The organism is Peribacillus suis, from assembly GCF_059384845.1.
In genome coordinates, this window is sequence record NZ_CM182019.1 from 2,068,658 (window position 1) to 2,084,237 (window position 15,580).

The 15,580-nt window shown below is 30.2% G+C and carries 16 protein-coding genes; all 16 read right to left on the reverse strand.

Annotated elements, in window-relative coordinates; translation table 11 throughout:
- Positions 1-20: 20 nt before the first annotated feature.
- The 16 genes from AC503W_RS10045 to AC503W_RS10120 all read right to left on the reverse strand — a co-directional run bounded on the left by AC503W_RS10045 (position 21) and on the right by AC503W_RS10120 (position 15,575).
- Complete coding sequence (locus AC503W_RS10045; RefSeq protein ID WP_494917174.1) at positions 21-1,574, reverse strand: oligosaccharide flippase family protein; 1,554 nt, start codon at positions 1,572-1,574, stop codon at positions 21-23.
- A gap of 359 nt (positions 1,575-1,933) precedes the next feature.
- The gene (locus AC503W_RS10050) at positions 1,934-3,112 is read right to left on the reverse strand and encodes a polysaccharide pyruvyl transferase family protein (protein WP_494917176.1); all 1,179 of its coding nucleotides are present in this window, start codon (positions 3,110-3,112) and stop codon (positions 1,934-1,936) included.
- Entirely contained in the window at positions 3,109-4,221 is a 1,113-nt protein-coding gene (locus tag AC503W_RS10055; protein ID WP_494917177.1) for a glycosyltransferase, read from the reverse strand. The genes AC503W_RS10050 and AC503W_RS10055 overlap by 4 nt, the downstream gene beginning before the upstream one ends.
- On the reverse strand, positions 4,218-5,258 hold the full coding sequence (locus AC503W_RS10060) for a glycosyltransferase family 2 protein (RefSeq protein ID WP_494917178.1): 1,041 nt from the start codon (positions 5,256-5,258) through the stop codon (positions 4,218-4,220). The genes AC503W_RS10055 and AC503W_RS10060 overlap by 4 nt, the downstream gene beginning before the upstream one ends.
- A gap of 8 nt (positions 5,259-5,266) precedes the next feature.
- Positions 5,267-6,397 (reverse strand): glycosyltransferase, encoded by a 1,131-nt coding sequence (locus tag AC503W_RS10065; protein WP_494917179.1) that lies wholly within the window; start codon positions 6,395-6,397, stop codon positions 5,267-5,269.
- Positions 6,398-6,415: 18 nt separating this feature from the next.
- Positions 6,416-7,606 (reverse strand): glycosyltransferase, encoded by a 1,191-nt coding sequence (locus tag AC503W_RS10070; protein ID WP_494917181.1) that lies wholly within the window; start codon positions 7,604-7,606, stop codon positions 6,416-6,418.
- Positions 7,607-7,615: 9 nt separating this feature from the next.
- A complete protein-coding gene (locus AC503W_RS10075; protein ID WP_494917183.1) occupies positions 7,616-8,350 on the reverse strand; it encodes a glycosyltransferase family 32 protein in 735 nt (244 codons plus the stop codon).
- Positions 8,351-8,353: 3 nt separating this feature from the next.
- Positions 8,354-8,692 carry a helix-turn-helix domain-containing protein gene (locus tag AC503W_RS10080; RefSeq protein ID WP_494917184.1) on the reverse strand — a complete coding sequence of 113 codons (339 nt, stop codon included), beginning with the start codon at positions 8,690-8,692 and terminating at the stop codon, positions 8,354-8,356.
- Positions 8,693-8,753: 61 nt separating this feature from the next.
- Positions 8,754-9,860 (reverse strand): DegT/DnrJ/EryC1/StrS family aminotransferase, encoded by a 1,107-nt coding sequence (locus AC503W_RS10085; RefSeq protein ID WP_494917329.1) that lies wholly within the window; start codon positions 9,858-9,860, stop codon positions 8,754-8,756.
- A 49-nt stretch (positions 9,861-9,909) separates the two neighbouring features.
- Positions 9,910-10,554 (reverse strand): acetyltransferase, encoded by a 645-nt coding sequence (locus AC503W_RS10090; protein WP_494917186.1) that lies wholly within the window; start codon positions 10,552-10,554, stop codon positions 9,910-9,912.
- Complete coding sequence (locus AC503W_RS10095; protein WP_494917188.1) at positions 10,551-11,165, reverse strand: sugar transferase; 615 nt, start codon at positions 11,163-11,165, stop codon at positions 10,551-10,553. The genes AC503W_RS10090 and AC503W_RS10095 overlap by 4 nt, the downstream gene beginning before the upstream one ends.
- 19 nt (positions 11,166-11,184) lie before the next feature.
- Positions 11,185-11,328, reverse strand: coding sequence for a YwzD family small protein (locus tag AC503W_RS10100; protein ID WP_494917189.1), 144 nt, complete (start codon positions 11,326-11,328; stop codon positions 11,185-11,187).
- A 16-nt stretch (positions 11,329-11,344) separates the two neighbouring features.
- A complete protein-coding gene (gene galE / locus AC503W_RS10105; RefSeq protein WP_494917191.1) occupies positions 11,345-12,418 on the reverse strand; it encodes a UDP-glucose 4-epimerase GalE in 1,074 nt (357 codons plus the stop codon).
- Positions 12,419-12,444: 26 nt separating this feature from the next.
- A complete protein-coding gene (locus AC503W_RS10110) occupies positions 12,445-13,527 on the reverse strand; it encodes an EpsG family protein (protein ID WP_494917193.1) in 1,083 nt (360 codons plus the stop codon).
- A gap of 35 nt (positions 13,528-13,562) precedes the next feature.
- Positions 13,563-14,453: a glycosyltransferase family 2 protein gene (locus AC503W_RS10115; RefSeq protein ID WP_494917195.1), complete on the reverse strand. Its 891-nt coding sequence runs from the start codon at positions 14,451-14,453 to the stop codon at positions 13,563-13,565.
- 18 nt (positions 14,454-14,471) lie between these two features.
- Positions 14,472-15,575, reverse strand: coding sequence for a glycosyltransferase family 1 protein (locus AC503W_RS10120; protein WP_494917197.1), 1,104 nt, complete (start codon positions 15,573-15,575; stop codon positions 14,472-14,474).
- Positions 15,576-15,580 lie beyond the last annotated feature (5 nt).

Consider the following 15,580-nt stretch of genomic DNA (forward strand, 5'->3'; position numbering starts at 1 on the left):
CCTCCGGTAATGCTTAATTTTCAAATTCCAGCGTCTTTTTTATTTGGGAGTTTCTGTTTATATTTACCAATTGGTGTCCTGATAAGAGAAGAAAAAATATTCTTTTCAAATGTATTCATACCTAAAGCATACATTAAAATAGAATAAATAAAGCTATATAAAAGTATTTTAATAATTAAGAATGTTATACTATTAATGTCTATTAATATATTCATTAAAAAACCCACTAATAAACATAACCATATAGGTAAGCTCATTCTCGAAATTTCAAACCAAAATTTCAAGATATCAATTTTAATTTTCTTATAATAATAAATATTCATAATAAGTATATTCCCAATTATCATTGAAATGGCAGTACCTAGAGCAGCACCAATACCTCCATATAATTTTACAAGAGGTATACTTATTATTATATTACCGAAAGCAATAAAAAGTAATACAATGGATCGAAAGCCATGTAAATTTTTAGCCTGCAATATAGTAATTCCGGTATTTTGTATAAGCGGAATTGTAAACGGAGTTATTAAGATAATAGCCATTATATAAGCCTGGTGATATTCTGGTCCTGCCCACAATAATATAAACTCTTTACCAAAGGAAATAAATCCAGTTAAAATTAAGCCAAGTGTTATTAGCTGAATTCTACCTATTTTAATAAACAAATCTGTAAGTTCTTTATCTTTTGATTTCTTTATGACCATACCTGTTATTCTAGGTAAAAACATCCCTGAAATTGCCGTTGAAAACTGCATATAGTACATATTAATTTGTGAAGCTATAGCAAAAATAGAAATGGTTATAGTCCCAGAGTAAATCCCCAATAAAAAATGATCTGTTGTCCAATAAATTTTATCTACTACGATTGCTAAAAAGATAAAGAAAGTATATATGAACATTTCTTTTAATAACTGTAAATCAAATTTTTTAAAATGTATTTTAATTTTTAATTTCTTAAAACAATAGTAGACATTAACCCACAAAAAAACTATGTTAATTATCGTATTTGTAATAACCATTGCTAATGAATCATAGCCCATATACAATACCGTTAAAAGTGCTATAGGGTTTATTAGAGTTCTAATGATTCCAATTATTTTTGGAAATATAAATTTTTCATATGCAACAATGATGGAACCAAATACAGCAAACGGAAAGCCAATTGCTAAATTTAAAACTAATATCATAAACATTATTTTGAATTTTTCGATTTCTTCGATTGTTAAACTTTCATCGAATAATCCACCAATGTAATAATATGAAATTAAACCAATAATTAGAGTTAAACAACCTATGACTGTATATATTATTAAAAACATACCATTCACGCTATATTCTTTTTTCTTATCTCCTAATATCCTATATTTAGATATATACCTTATACTTGCATTACCAAATCCTAAATCTACTATACTTAACATAGCTATCATTGACCCGACAAGTGAATATAAACCATACTCAGCTTGCCCAAGTAATCTTAACATGATTGGCGTGTATATAATGCCAACTATATTTCCCATAAGAATGGAAATGTAGGATAATATAGCGCCTAATTTATATTGTTTATTATGCATACTTCACCTTTTTTATTCTAATTTAATAATTAATTAATTGATTTAATATTTGGTAGCAAAAAGTTAAAAAGTATATAAGTTGTAATTAGTTTCCTAAGGATAGTTCCATACAATTGTGTATCTCTTTTTTTGCTATATCCTTCTCAAAAACTCGGACCAAACTTAAATTTTGTTGATCATCTGGTTCCTTGATACTATTAATTCTTCCTAATCCCGGAATCAAAGGTAATACCTATGTGTTAAATTAAATGGATGTTCCCTTAAGTCTTATGAAAGGTAATACACTGATTTTTTATAAAAAAGCAAGTTTATCGATTTCAAGGCTCATGCTAATCATCAAGTATCCTTGAGTTCCAAAATTAATTAAATTTCATTAATTCCATTCCAGCTAGATCACATTTATCCTTATATATTGGCATTAGCTTTGTTAACTGGCTTCTTATTTTTAATTCATTTTCTTTGATAAATTCATATGCATTGATTAAATCTATATGGTTATCCAACTCTTGAATCTGTATCACCATTTTTTCTTCACTTCCAAATATATCTCTCGCTATCCCTCTTGATTTAACTGAATAACCTAATACTAAAGTAGGGACACATGATGAATAAGCAGCTATTGTGGAGTGGGTCCTTGCTCCTATAAATAACTTGCATTGGGAAATAATGTATTTTAATTGCATACAATTATACTCTTCATTTATTAATACTACTCTATCAGTTTCCTTTACCTTGGAGTATATTTCATTTAATACTTCTAAGTCATTATTATGACTCCAAAAAACATGGGGTATTAATGCTATTTGCATATCACTGGTTTCAATAATATGCTTAATTAAGCATAAATATAGTTCAACAACTTCATCTTTAGAAATCTTGCTCTTAAAGATATAGGGGCTTAAATTGATTCCAACAGTATTCCCTACTCTAAATCCAAAAGGTAATTTTGTCTCCTCTATATCTAATTGGAACGCGGGATCAGGATATAATTTTGATTTATTCTCAAGTCCATGATTTTTTAACAAGCTATATGTAATACTTTCTCTAGCAATAATAAGATCATAACTATTTAAATCTTTTATCAGTTCTTCATTCATGTTATTCTCTTCTAATGAACAACCCCATAAAACTGTTTTAGCATTTCTTTTTTTTGCTGCTGAATGACTTAGATATAACCATTTGGAATTTGAATAACAATAATTATCTCCCCCTATAGATAATGCTATAGTTTCTTTATTAAAGTTCTTATATAGATCCTTTTGTGCTAATGTAATGTATTTTTCGTTATTGTGAGTAAATCGATTATTAATTGCTGCTACTATATGATTAAACGATTTTCTTTTTACATAATTAGAATATTGAATTATGTCATTAAAACCAGAAATTCCTACATCGTTATCTTCTTTTTTGTTTAATGAGCAAAGATAAAACATTCTATCACCATTAATATTATCTAACATTTTTTGGGTACTTCTTACAATTGCTTCACACCCGCGATTTCCACTCCCACCATGGCTAAATAGTACAATCTTTTTCATAGTGAACTCTCCTCCAGCATATTTTCAATTTGCGAAATTATATAACTTTTTTCAAATTTATTGAAAGTTTCCAAATTAAAGTTCTTGTAGTCCATAAAAAGTTCTCTGTTATCTAACATACTTTTTATTCCTAATGATAAAGAGTCATAATTATTTTCTACTAACAAACCATATTTACTATTATCTAAAATTTCTTCTGGCCCTCCACATTTTGTTGATAATACTGGTATATTTAAAGCTATTGATTCTACAACTGATAAACAAAAAGATTCTGTTATGGAACAACAAACTAATAAAGAAGATTTACTCAAATAGGGGTATGGATTGTTTTTATATCCTAATAATTTTATATAACCTTCAGCGTTAGCCATCTGAACTCTATTATAAAGATCTTCATGTTTATGGCCTTCCCCAATAATTATTAATTCAATATTTCTATAATAATAATGTAATGAAATCACACTTTCTACCAACATATCAACTTGTTTTTCTTCTGATAATCTACCTAAATAACAAATTCTAAATTTGCCATTTGAATCAGTAAGATCAAAAATATGTTCGTTGGATAATTCTTTTATTTTCTTAAAATCTATAGGATTATATATTACTTGTATTACAGTGTTTAAATCTATATATTTTTTATAGCCCTCAACAATAAAGTTTGAAACGGCAATAACATTATCAAACTTATTTAAATTTTTTTTTAATTGTTTTTTACTTCGAAAAAATGGGAGGTTGAAATCATAGTAATCTGGATCATTATGAAGCCAGCAAACTTTTTTTGTTTTTCTATGTGCTCCAGATATTATTTTCGTAGGATATCCTTCTTGAAATGAGATTTCTATATCATAATATTGTTTAATAAAAAAATTATGCAGTAAAAAAGGAGGGAAATAGACTAATATACTATCTAAACCTCTAAACTTTTTTTTAAATAAATTTTTATAATATATATTTTGTGGAAGGTTGCGGTGTATTTCCTCATTATAACTACCCGTCATAACGGTAATTTCGTATTTGGATATGTCTAGTGAACATACTATATCTAATAAAACCTTTTCTAACCCACCAATCGTATCACTTTTACTTATAAAAAGTATCTTTTTCATATAATACCTCCAAGCTTTCTTTTTAGTATTAAAGAATAATAAATAATTATATATCTAATAGATTTTTTTGATTCAATGGCTTTAATTAAAGAAACTGGATATTTATTAATAATGGGGTTTTTTTCAGAAATGAAATTACAAGTATTTTCATCTTTTAGAATTTTCGATATATTTTTTATTTTCTTAATAAATCTTTGGTTATTATTTAAACTTAAATTTTCATCTAAACAGAATTTAATTATTTCTAAAAACCTTTTATCTAATACTTCTTTTACCTCTTCGGAATAACACTTCTCTTCTAAACAAAATTTCAAAAGTTCATTAGATACATTACATAATAAAACAAATTTATCATCCCTTGGTTTATATGTAAGGGTTTCATTAGAATGGATTAAATAGTTATATTCCGCGTTAGATAATATAAAAATATTTTCACTATGTTTGAGTACATCTATTACAAAAAGCGTATCTTCACCCAGGCTAACATTTTTATCAAATCTAATATTATTTTCAATTAGTAACTTTTTTTTAATTAATTTTGAATAACAATAATTAATATATGAAGAATTTATTAACTCAGCCATTATAAAAAATAGATTCTTTTTTGTATACAACCCTGAATCTTTTGTTTTAATTTCTTTTATAACCTCTATTATTTGATTATTCATCTTAACTTGTTTAATACCACTTATAACTATGTCAAGCTTCTCTCCTTTTAATGCACAAACCATACTAGAAATATATTTCTCATTGATGAAGTCGTCTGCATCTACAAATTGTATATATTCACCTATACTTTTCTCAATACCATAATTTCTTGCATTTGATACTCCTTGATTAGCTATATGGAAAACCTTCACTTTTTTATTTAAGGATTGATATCTGTTACAAATTTCTCCACTTTTATCTACAGATCCATCATTTATTATTAAGATTTCATAATTTGGATAGTCTTGTATCAATAATGAGTCAATACACTTTATGATATGATTTTCATTATTATAGATAGGAACTATAATACTTACAAAAGGATTCATATTATCACCTACATTAGTATTTGTTCAATTTCCTTTATTACTGGTTCAACTTCAAATATTTTTTGTCTTTCCATAGATTTATTTTTAAAATCATTACGCATTTTTTCATCTGTTAACAATATCTTAAGCCCTTCATATAATGAATTTTCGTTATTTTCAACAATAAGGCCATACTTTCCATGTCCCAATAACTCATTAGGTCCCGCACAATTTGTACTAATAATAGGAATACCCAATATAAGTGATTCAGCAATTGCTAAGCTAAAACCTTCAGCTCTAGAGGAACAAACGAAAAGATCACACATATTCATTAAATTATAAGGGTTTTTTTGAAAGCCCATCATCTTAATATTTTCCCCCATATTATTTTCAGTTATATATTGTTTTATATTATTCTTTTCAAGTCCATCTCCTATTATCCATAGTTCAAATTCCAATCCATCATCCATCAATTTTTTACATACTTTAAGTAACCTGTCGTAACCTTTTTGATTTGTAAGTCGACCAACAGTACCAATTAATATTTTTTCCGGCTTTTTCTGTTCAATTATTTCTTTACTCCTATTAATTATCATCTCTCTATCAACAGGGTTATATTGAACAATAATATTCTCATGTTCGTACATTTTTTGTTCAAATGCTTGTTTTACACTATTTGAAACACAAACAATGCTATTGTACTTTTTATAACACTCAACTTGAGTTTTATTATTCCTATAATAATTATCCGCGTAATCTCTATTTATTGGATCTACATGAACCCAAGCAATTTTTTTACTCTTAGTATTGTATGAATGAGCTATGAATTTTGTAGAAAAACCCTCAACAAATCCAATTTCTATATCATACTTTTTTTTAACATAAAGTTTATAGACCCATGAAGTAGGAATTTTGTAAATTAACTTATATTTTATTTTATATAAAAGCTTGCCAAAAAATCGATTATACTCATTGTGGTTTTTTAAAATACTTAAATATTTACATTTTTTGATTACATCTTCCCTATATACGCCTGTATCAACAACAGTTAGAACAGTAATATCGAATTTTTCTTTATCTAAGTTATTAACTAATTCTATTAAAACTTTTTCTGCTCCTCCACCTGCTAGACTTTCTAAAAAGAAAAGAACTTTCTTCATTTCAACACGTCCAATTTTTTAGAATAAACTATATAATTTGTAAAGTTCCTCACTGTTTTTGTAGTCTTCTTTCTTACAATTATTAATTAATTTTATTCTTAATTTTTCATTCGTATACAAGCTTCTTATACCTTCAACTAACCCATCAATTGATAAATCGGTTATTTCCCCATCAAGACCAGAATTAATTTGACTATGAGCAGTAGAATAATTTGTAATTAAAATGGGTTTTCCAAGTATTTTTGCTTCTGTAACAGTAACGGCCTTTCCTTCATACCTAGATGGTTGTATATATAAATCAGCAGCCTTAATAAAGGGGTAAGGATTTGTTTTTTTACCTAATAATACAAAACAATTTTCAAGTCCGTTTTTAATAATTAATTCTTGGATTAATTGTTCATCTCCACCATATCCAACTACATACCAGGCTATCTTATTTATCCCTCTACCTTTGAGGATTTTCATAGCTTTAATCGCAAGGTCTATTCCTTTTGCATGAGATAACCTAGCTACTGTTATGATCTTAAATCTTCTATCATTTAATAATGGATTTTCTACGTTCTCTTCTGCCATTTTCTTAATAAAATCTGGCGAAGTAATATTTTCTATAACTTTAACTCTTTCTTTTAAGGTGGGATACTTTACTAAGAATGATTGTTTACAGGCATCTGATACTGCAATTATATGGTCAAACATTTTCCACATTTTCAAATCCATTTTGATATTTGTCTCTACATTTGAATAGTCCGTATGGATCCACGCTATCTTATTTTTGGCTTTTACTTTTTTGGCAATAAAGTAATGGGGCCATAAGAAGCTAATAGCTGTATCATATTCTTTATCTAATTTAGGTAAAAAAGGTAAGGCATATTTCCACATTAATTGCATTTGGAAATACCCAGGCTCTGATGATTTTTTAATATTACCAATGAACTCTGCATGTGCTTTTGAAAGTAATCTTGTCATCCCAATTGTGTATTGTTTATCTTTTATTGTATTGCTTATTGATTTTCTGAAAGTAGAATAAAAAGGATTTTCCGTTAATAAATTTACATCCTTTACAATTAAATTCATGAAATCCCCTTGATGCTTGTATAGCATTAAATCGACACTATAGTTTTCATAATCAAAATTATTTAGCATACTTACTAAACTTCTTTCAACTCCACCGACTTCCATATCGAAAGAAGAAATCAATATTTTTTTCATTTTTCTCTCCTAGGTAACCAATTTTCTAATTCTAGCAATATTTTTTCCACCTATTAATTTGGCTAGTAATTTTTTTATTAGACTTTTAAATCTTACTTTTGCTGGCAGCCAACTTTTATAAAAATGATGCATGGCATACGTTTCACCTGTTATTAATGTCCTGCAATTAATATAATCATATGGTGAAAAGTAGGTTCGGGGATAAAATACACCCATATCCTGAAGTTCTTGGTACTCTCCATTTTTGATTAAACCTAGATTTTCTATTAATTTAGTTACAATCGCTACATTTGTTAACTGATCTAAGCTACCATCTTCTTTTATGAAACTTTTCTTCTCGTATGAATCAAGAAACATTTTTATTAACTCATTCTCTTTAGCTGCACCAATCGTACTTGTCGCAATGTAATTCTCCTGTTCAAACCCCCAAAACGAATCATGGTGAAGTAGATCATCAAAAGGTTTAAAGATTTCTACGTCAGTATCTAAGTAAATACCACCCATATGATATAAGGTATAAACACGAACATAATCACTGACAAAAGCAAACTTTTTTGCTTCATATGCCTCTTGTACATAAGAATTTATATTAAGATTGAAATTTTCTTCATTCCATTCAATAATTTCATATTCTGATAGGTGTTTCTTCCAACTTTCCAAGCATTTCTTCACAGTTTCAGGCTTTTCTTTTCCTCCGAACCAACAGTAGTGTATAACTTTCGGAATTTTATTATTTAGATTCATAAATTAATCCCTCTTATTTTGCCATTTAATGAACTCAATTAATGGTTTGTACTCTTTTATTTGGTCTTTTTTAAGACCATTTTTTTTAAGTTCTTCTACAAAATCTATCCATTCTTTTTCTAAGTAGCATGGATTAACCTTGGTAGTCTCTTGTTTTAGTAGTGTTACGAAATCAACATTTAATACGTTCGCAATTTTCTCCATAACTTGCAATGAGGGATTTTTATTAAGGTTACGTTCTATATTACTAAGATAAGACTTCGAAATTTCTGCCTGTTGAGCAAGTTCCGATAAGGTATACCCTCTTTGCTTTCTTAACTCTGCAATGTTTTTTCCAATCATATGTTTACCTCTTCACTGTTTTTTTCATTTACCAATTGGAGTAATGGAGTGTAACCATTCTTTATGTTAATAGTTTTTTTATTGAATGAATGACTCTCAGTTGATCGTCACGAGTCATATTGGAACCTGAGGGTAAACAGATTCCGGTATTGAATAGTTGTTCAGACACGCTTGTTTCTCTAGTATGAGAATAATAATTGTATTTCTGAAAAAGAGGCTGCAAGTGAAGTGGTTTCCAGACATGTCTAGCTTCAATATTTTCTCCATCAAGAAAAACAAGTAGTTTTGATATAGGAATTTTTATTGCTTGTTCATTCAGTGTTAAAGCTGTCAGCCACCGATTAGATAGGGTATTTTCTAATTCAGGCATAAATGTAATTCCAGGTAGATAAGCCAGTTTTTGATAATATAGATCGTAAATTTCTCTTCTGGCTTTAACTCTATCCGTTAACACCTCTAATTGACTTCTTCCAATCCCAGCAAGAATGTTACTCATCCGATAATTGTAACCTAGTTCACTATGCTGATAATGGGGTGCTGTATCTCTTGCTTGAGTGGCTAAAAACCGAGCTCGTTCCATTGCTGAAGTATTATTAGAAACAATCATGCCCCCGCCAGAAGTTGTAATGATTTTATTTCCGTTAAATGAATAAATACCTAAGTCTCCAAATGTACCACTGGCTTTTCCTTTATAAGTGGCACCAAGTGACTCTGCTGCATCTTCAATTATTGGAACTTCATACTGATTACAGATTGTTAGCAATTCATCCATTTTAGCGGGTTGACCATATAGATTTACTATGATTACAGCCTTAGGAAGATTCCCTGAATAAGCAGCTTCTTTAAATGCTTTTTCTAAGGCAAGCGGTGACATATTCCAAGTTTCTGGCTCTGAATCAATGAAAATAGGTTCTGCATTCTGATAAAGTATTGGATTTGCAGTTGCAACGAATGTAAGACTAGAACAAAAAACGGTATCTCCTTTCTCCACATTTAATAAAGAAAGAGCCAAATGGATTGCTGCAGTTCCAGAACTAACTGCAACGGCTTCTTTCACCCCTACATATGCTGCTACTTCTTTTTCAAAAGCATCAATATTAGGTCCTGTAGGTGCAATCCAATTTGTTTCAAAAGCTTCTTTAATATACTTATTTTCATTTCCGCTCATATGTGGTGATGAAAGGAAAATCCGCTTTTTAATAGTAGCATTTAACACTTTACACACCTCCTAATCCTATTTTATTTTTCAATATGGCTGGAGTACCGACAGCTAAACTATAAGGTGGAATGTTATTAATAGCTGTAGATCCAGCTCCGATTACGGACCATTCTCCAATTTCCACATTCGGTATTAGAGTAGAGCCGGCACCAATATGAACTCCTTCTTGTACCTTGACAGAACCAGTTAATGTAGCCTGAGGTGATATATGTACAAAGTCTCCAATGTTGTTATCATGTTCTATTACAGCACCAGTATTGATAATTGAATGGCGGCCGATTTTAGCGTCTGCATTAATGACTGAAAATGGCATGATTACTGTGCCTACACCTATTTGTGTACTAGAGCTAATAATTGAAGAAGGATGCTGTAACGTTATATAAAAAGAGTCAGGTATATTTAATTGATGAACAATACTTTTCCGAACATGGTTGTCACCTATTGCGATAATAAACTTTATATCCGTGAAATAATCTAGTAAATTAGATACCGTTGAAAGCGGTGCGAAAAAAAGATGTTCTTTAACGAGTGTTTGTTCATATTTGTCGTCTAAAAATCCAATAATCTCATAGCCCTTAATTGAATCTATTATGTCTTTTATAACTTTACTGTGACCGCCTTCTCCAATTATTACAATTCTCATCTCTGCTCCTCTCTTTCATTACTTGCTGAACCCTTAAAAGGACTCATGGTTACATGTGTAGTAGAATTTATCCCTTCAGATTGAATAACTTTGAATATCGTAAACATTAAAATTTTGATATCAAGTAGGAATGAACGATGATTTACATACCAAACATCTAATTTGAATTTTTCTTCCCATGTTATTGCATTTCGCCCATTTATCTGTGCCCATCCAGTAATACCAGGGCGAACATGATGACGTTCAGCTTGATCTTCTGTATATAACGGAAGGTATTCCATTAAAAGCGGCCGTGGCCCTACTAAACTTAGGTCTCCTTTAACAACATTGACTAGCTGAGGCAATTCATCTAGGCTAAACTTTCTTAGTGAGTTACCAAATGAATTTAATCTCAAGTGATCCGGAAGAAGTTTTCCTTGATCATCCTTTTGATTATTCATGGAACGAAACTTATAAAGATAAAATGGAGTTCCGTTTAGACCTGGTCTCATCTGTTTAAAAAGAATAGGTGATCCAAGTCTAATCTTTATTAAGACACCAATAATTAAGATTAGTGGGCTTAAGCATAGTAATAAAATGATTGATATGAATAAATCAAACATTCTCTTCATATTTTCACTTCCAGCGGATTTATTTACGATACGAAACAACTAATTGTTGTTTGATTTCTTCTAATAAATTAGAAACCTTCATGTTTTCTGATTCCGTACCCAATTTGTATGCATGTAATAATAGATTTTTGAACTTCTCCTTATTTAGTTCTTCTTGTTCCATTCTTTTCACCATATTTCTATTTATTTTTCATTAAAAAATCCTCACTTTGTTCGAAGCGGGGATTTTCCGTATCTTTGTTCTTTTTGTACCCATTAGGATTTCGAGATTGCCATCTCCAAGAATCTCGACACATATCACTGATGTTTCTCTTTGCAGTCCATTTCAACTCTTTTTCTGCTTTTGTAGGATCAGCATAGCAAACTGCAGCATCTCCTGGTCTAGGTTGTGTAATTTTAAATGGAATGTTAACACCTGTTGTTGATTCAAATGCTGATAAGACTTCTAAGACGCTGTAACCTTTTCCAGTACCAAGGTTATAGATATTTACTCCAGATGCTTTTAGAGTTTTATCAAGTGCTACTACATGTCCGTGTGCAAGATCGACTACATGAATATAGTCTCTGACACCTGTACCATCGATAGTTGGATAATCTTCCCCAAAAACCTGAAGTTCTTTTAATTCTCCTACGGCTACTTTAGTGATATAAGGCATCAGATTATTAGGAATTCCACAAGGATCTTCACCTATCTCTCCACTTTCATGAGCACCAACCGGATTGAAGTACCTTAGAATTGAAATGCTCCATGCAGTATCTGATATATATAAATCCTGAAGTATTTCTTCAATCATTAACTTGGTTCTCCCATATGGATTTAATGCTTGTAAAGGAAATTCTTCCGAAATTGGCACTCTTTCCGGCATCCCATAAACAGTAGCAGAAGAACTAAATACAAGTTTTTTCACTTTGTACTTTTGCATGAGTTCACAAAGAATAATGGTAGACGTAATATTGTTTTTAAAATATTTGAGAGGAAGATCGACTGATTCTCCTACTGCTTTAAGTCCAGCGAAGTGGATAACAGCATCTATTTTATTTTCTATAAACACCTTTTCGAAAAGATCTCGATTTAAAAGGTCGACCTGATAGATCTTAATTATTTTCCCTGTTATTTCACAAACACGCTTTAAGGATTCGGGTTTACTATTAGAAAAATTATCAACCACAATAATATCATAGCCCTCATTCAAGAGCTCAACACATGTATGGCTTCCTATGAATCCAGCTCCGCCGGTGACAAGAATGGTCAAAGCATACACCTCCATTATGAATTGGTTTAAAATAATCTACTTAATACATCACTTTCGTACAAAATATTCAAACTAATAACATTTTCATAATAATAAAAAATAAAAAACAACAGAAGTATTAAATAATATAGAAGTTTTCGGTCTTTTTCACTGAAAAGCTCAATGATCCAAGAAATTAGAATCAGTTGATATAAATTAAAGTAAATAGAAACCCTTGCAAATATCCATTGTTGTGTTGAAATGATCATAAAGACTAAGCCTAACAAAGCCATATTTACTATATAGTCACTTTTGGGAAATATTTCTCTAAGTCTTTCTTTTCCCAAGTAGGCAATCAATAATGGTGCAGCACTTACAGCTACTCTTATTAAATTAGCTCCCCCTTCATTAAATTCAGAATAGTCACTGTATTGAGTATCTTCTAAAGCCGAAAATAATATAGAGGAAAATTGTCCAAAACTAAGAACGATAAGGACAGATAAAAATAACCATGCAAATGTTGTTTTAGTCCATGCCTTAGATCTAACAAAAAAATAAATTGGAAGAAGGATGAGTGCGCTTTGGTGAAAAGTCGACGCAAATAGAACAATCATTGCATATCTCGGGAAATCTCCATTTAATAAGTACTTTGTGGCAGTAAAGAATATGGCTGCTGCTAGTACTTGACGTATTCCATTCATCGATACTAAATGTAGTCCACCTGTAATATATACAAATGTACTTAGTTCAAAAAGTCGTGAATATTTATATAAAACTATAATAATTAGGACATTAGTTATTAAAGCTGTAGTAAATATCATGATCTGTGGATCATCAGAAACCTTTTTTAATAGCATCTGTAAAATTCCAAAGCCGATATCCTTTTGTGATGAAATATACTCCCAATTAAAATCATTTTTTATATAAGAATTCTTATAAGTAAAAGTATCTCCAATATTTGTTCTAAGTCCTGAGATGAAAACTAAACATACAATAGCACCGAGAACCAAGACCTTATTTGGTTTATAAATTTGTACGCCAGTTGTAGTTATAAGTGAATACGTAGAAAAGTACCTACCAAAATATGAAAAAATTAATACTATGGCGAGATTAATCCAAAGTATGGTCATATAATAATTCCTTTCAATATTTCCTGATTCTTCAATTAGACTGACCTAGTTTTACTAATTATGAGGACATATAATAGGAAGCCTAAAGGAAAGGCAAAAAAAGTAAGAATCTTCTTAGGTGTTTCCATAAATAGTTTCCAATTCTTCATAAGAAGATTGCTGGATACATAATGTGTTGCTTGTTTAAATTTATAGATTCTTCCTCCAAAAGGTAATTTCATAAGTTCTTTTCGAAAAAACGAAAATCCCATTGGATTTTTGCGATACTGGTTAAACATATTTAGTGAAGAACCGTCTGGAAGGTATTCAACATGACAAAGAACTTCATTCATAATTAATAATGGCTGTATTTGATCGATTAAAATATATTTGTAACTTAGAGGACAGTATTTTTCACCTGGAAATAATGGATAAGGAGGAGTTATCTTTGTTAATTCAGTTCTGAAAACTAATTTTTTATCCCCTTTTATCTGATGTTTTTCATATAGTTCTGTAAGCGTGGAGGCTTTAATCGTAGAAGGAAGGAAGGTACCAATAATTTCGCCTCTTTGATTTGCATCCAAACCTACTATTCCTGCATAGTTCGAATTCCCATTTTCTTTCCAAAATTTAATGATTTTTTCAACAGCATTATCCGACAAGTAATCATCCGAGTCTATACAAACATTCAGTTCCGTTTTTATTAATTCATAGGCTGTGTTATGTGCTCCATGCATACCTTGATTTTCCTGAAAGTAATACTGGATAGGAACTATATTTTCTTCTTTCCAATCGGCTACTAATTTCTTAGTATTATCTATGGATCCATCGTCAATGATTAACCAAATGAAGTCTTTACAAGTCTGTTTTTTTAAACTTTCGTAACATAGATGAAGTGTATAGGCTCTATTATACGTTGGAGTAAAAATTGTAAGGATTGGGGACAAAAAATATCACCTCCGAAATTATTTTGCTTGATAATCCATAGAGTAGTAATCTGAAAGCCATTCAGCCATGTACTTAGCGTCATATCCATGCTCTCTTAAGTCATTTAACGTATTTGCATGTTCATAATTGAGAGATAAGATTATATTCGCCCATTCAGACTGATGACTTCTAAGACTCACAAAATGAACTCTTCCAGTGACATCAGTTTCTTTTGTAATTGAATCTGATACTACACATCTTAATCCTGCAGCTTGACCCTCAACCAGGACAACCGGTAGTCCTTCGAATAATGAAGGAAATAGAAATAAATCCATTGCTTGCATCAAATCGGGAATATCGTCCCGAACTCCAAGAAATTTCACTTTTGATGATAACCCCAGATTCATTACTTTCTTTTCAATTTCGCTTCTTAAATGTCCAACTCCTATAAGCAAAAGAATCGATTCAGGAAGTTTATCATTCACAGATTTAAAAATATCTATAAGAAAATTGTGATTTTTTTGTTTATTAAATCGACCGACGTGGCCTAAGACCAATTCATCTTTTATACCTAATTGGCTTCTTACATTATTTCTTGTAATTTGATTAAACGAAAATTCATCAGCATTCACTGCATTATTCAAAATAATTACATCATTCTTATTCTTACCGAATAACCATTTTCCTGCTTTTTCTGAGCATGCAAAGTAGTGATTCGGGCAATCTTTCATTAATAAACGAGCATACATACGAAACGGGAATTTAAAATCCATCCCTAAATCACTTAAATGGCTGTGAGCAATTCTTATAGGTATTCCAAATTTCTTTGCAGACCTTAATACAAAACTGCTATTCTCATTTATGTGTGAATGAACTATATGAAATTCAGGATGGTTTAAAAAAAATTGATCAAGCGACTTGAAGTATTTGAGGTAATTTCCAGGTTTTATCTGGGGCATGTGAAAGATTTGCCCTCCAAGCTTCAATATTTCTTCATCATAATGCCCTTTTTCTGTACGATGTACCATAAAATCAAACTGTATTTTACTACGGTCCATTTTTCTGTAGTAATTCATCAGCATGGTTTCAAGGCCACCTCTATTCATTATTGTTACAACTTGGAGAATACGTTTCGGTTCCAAAAAAT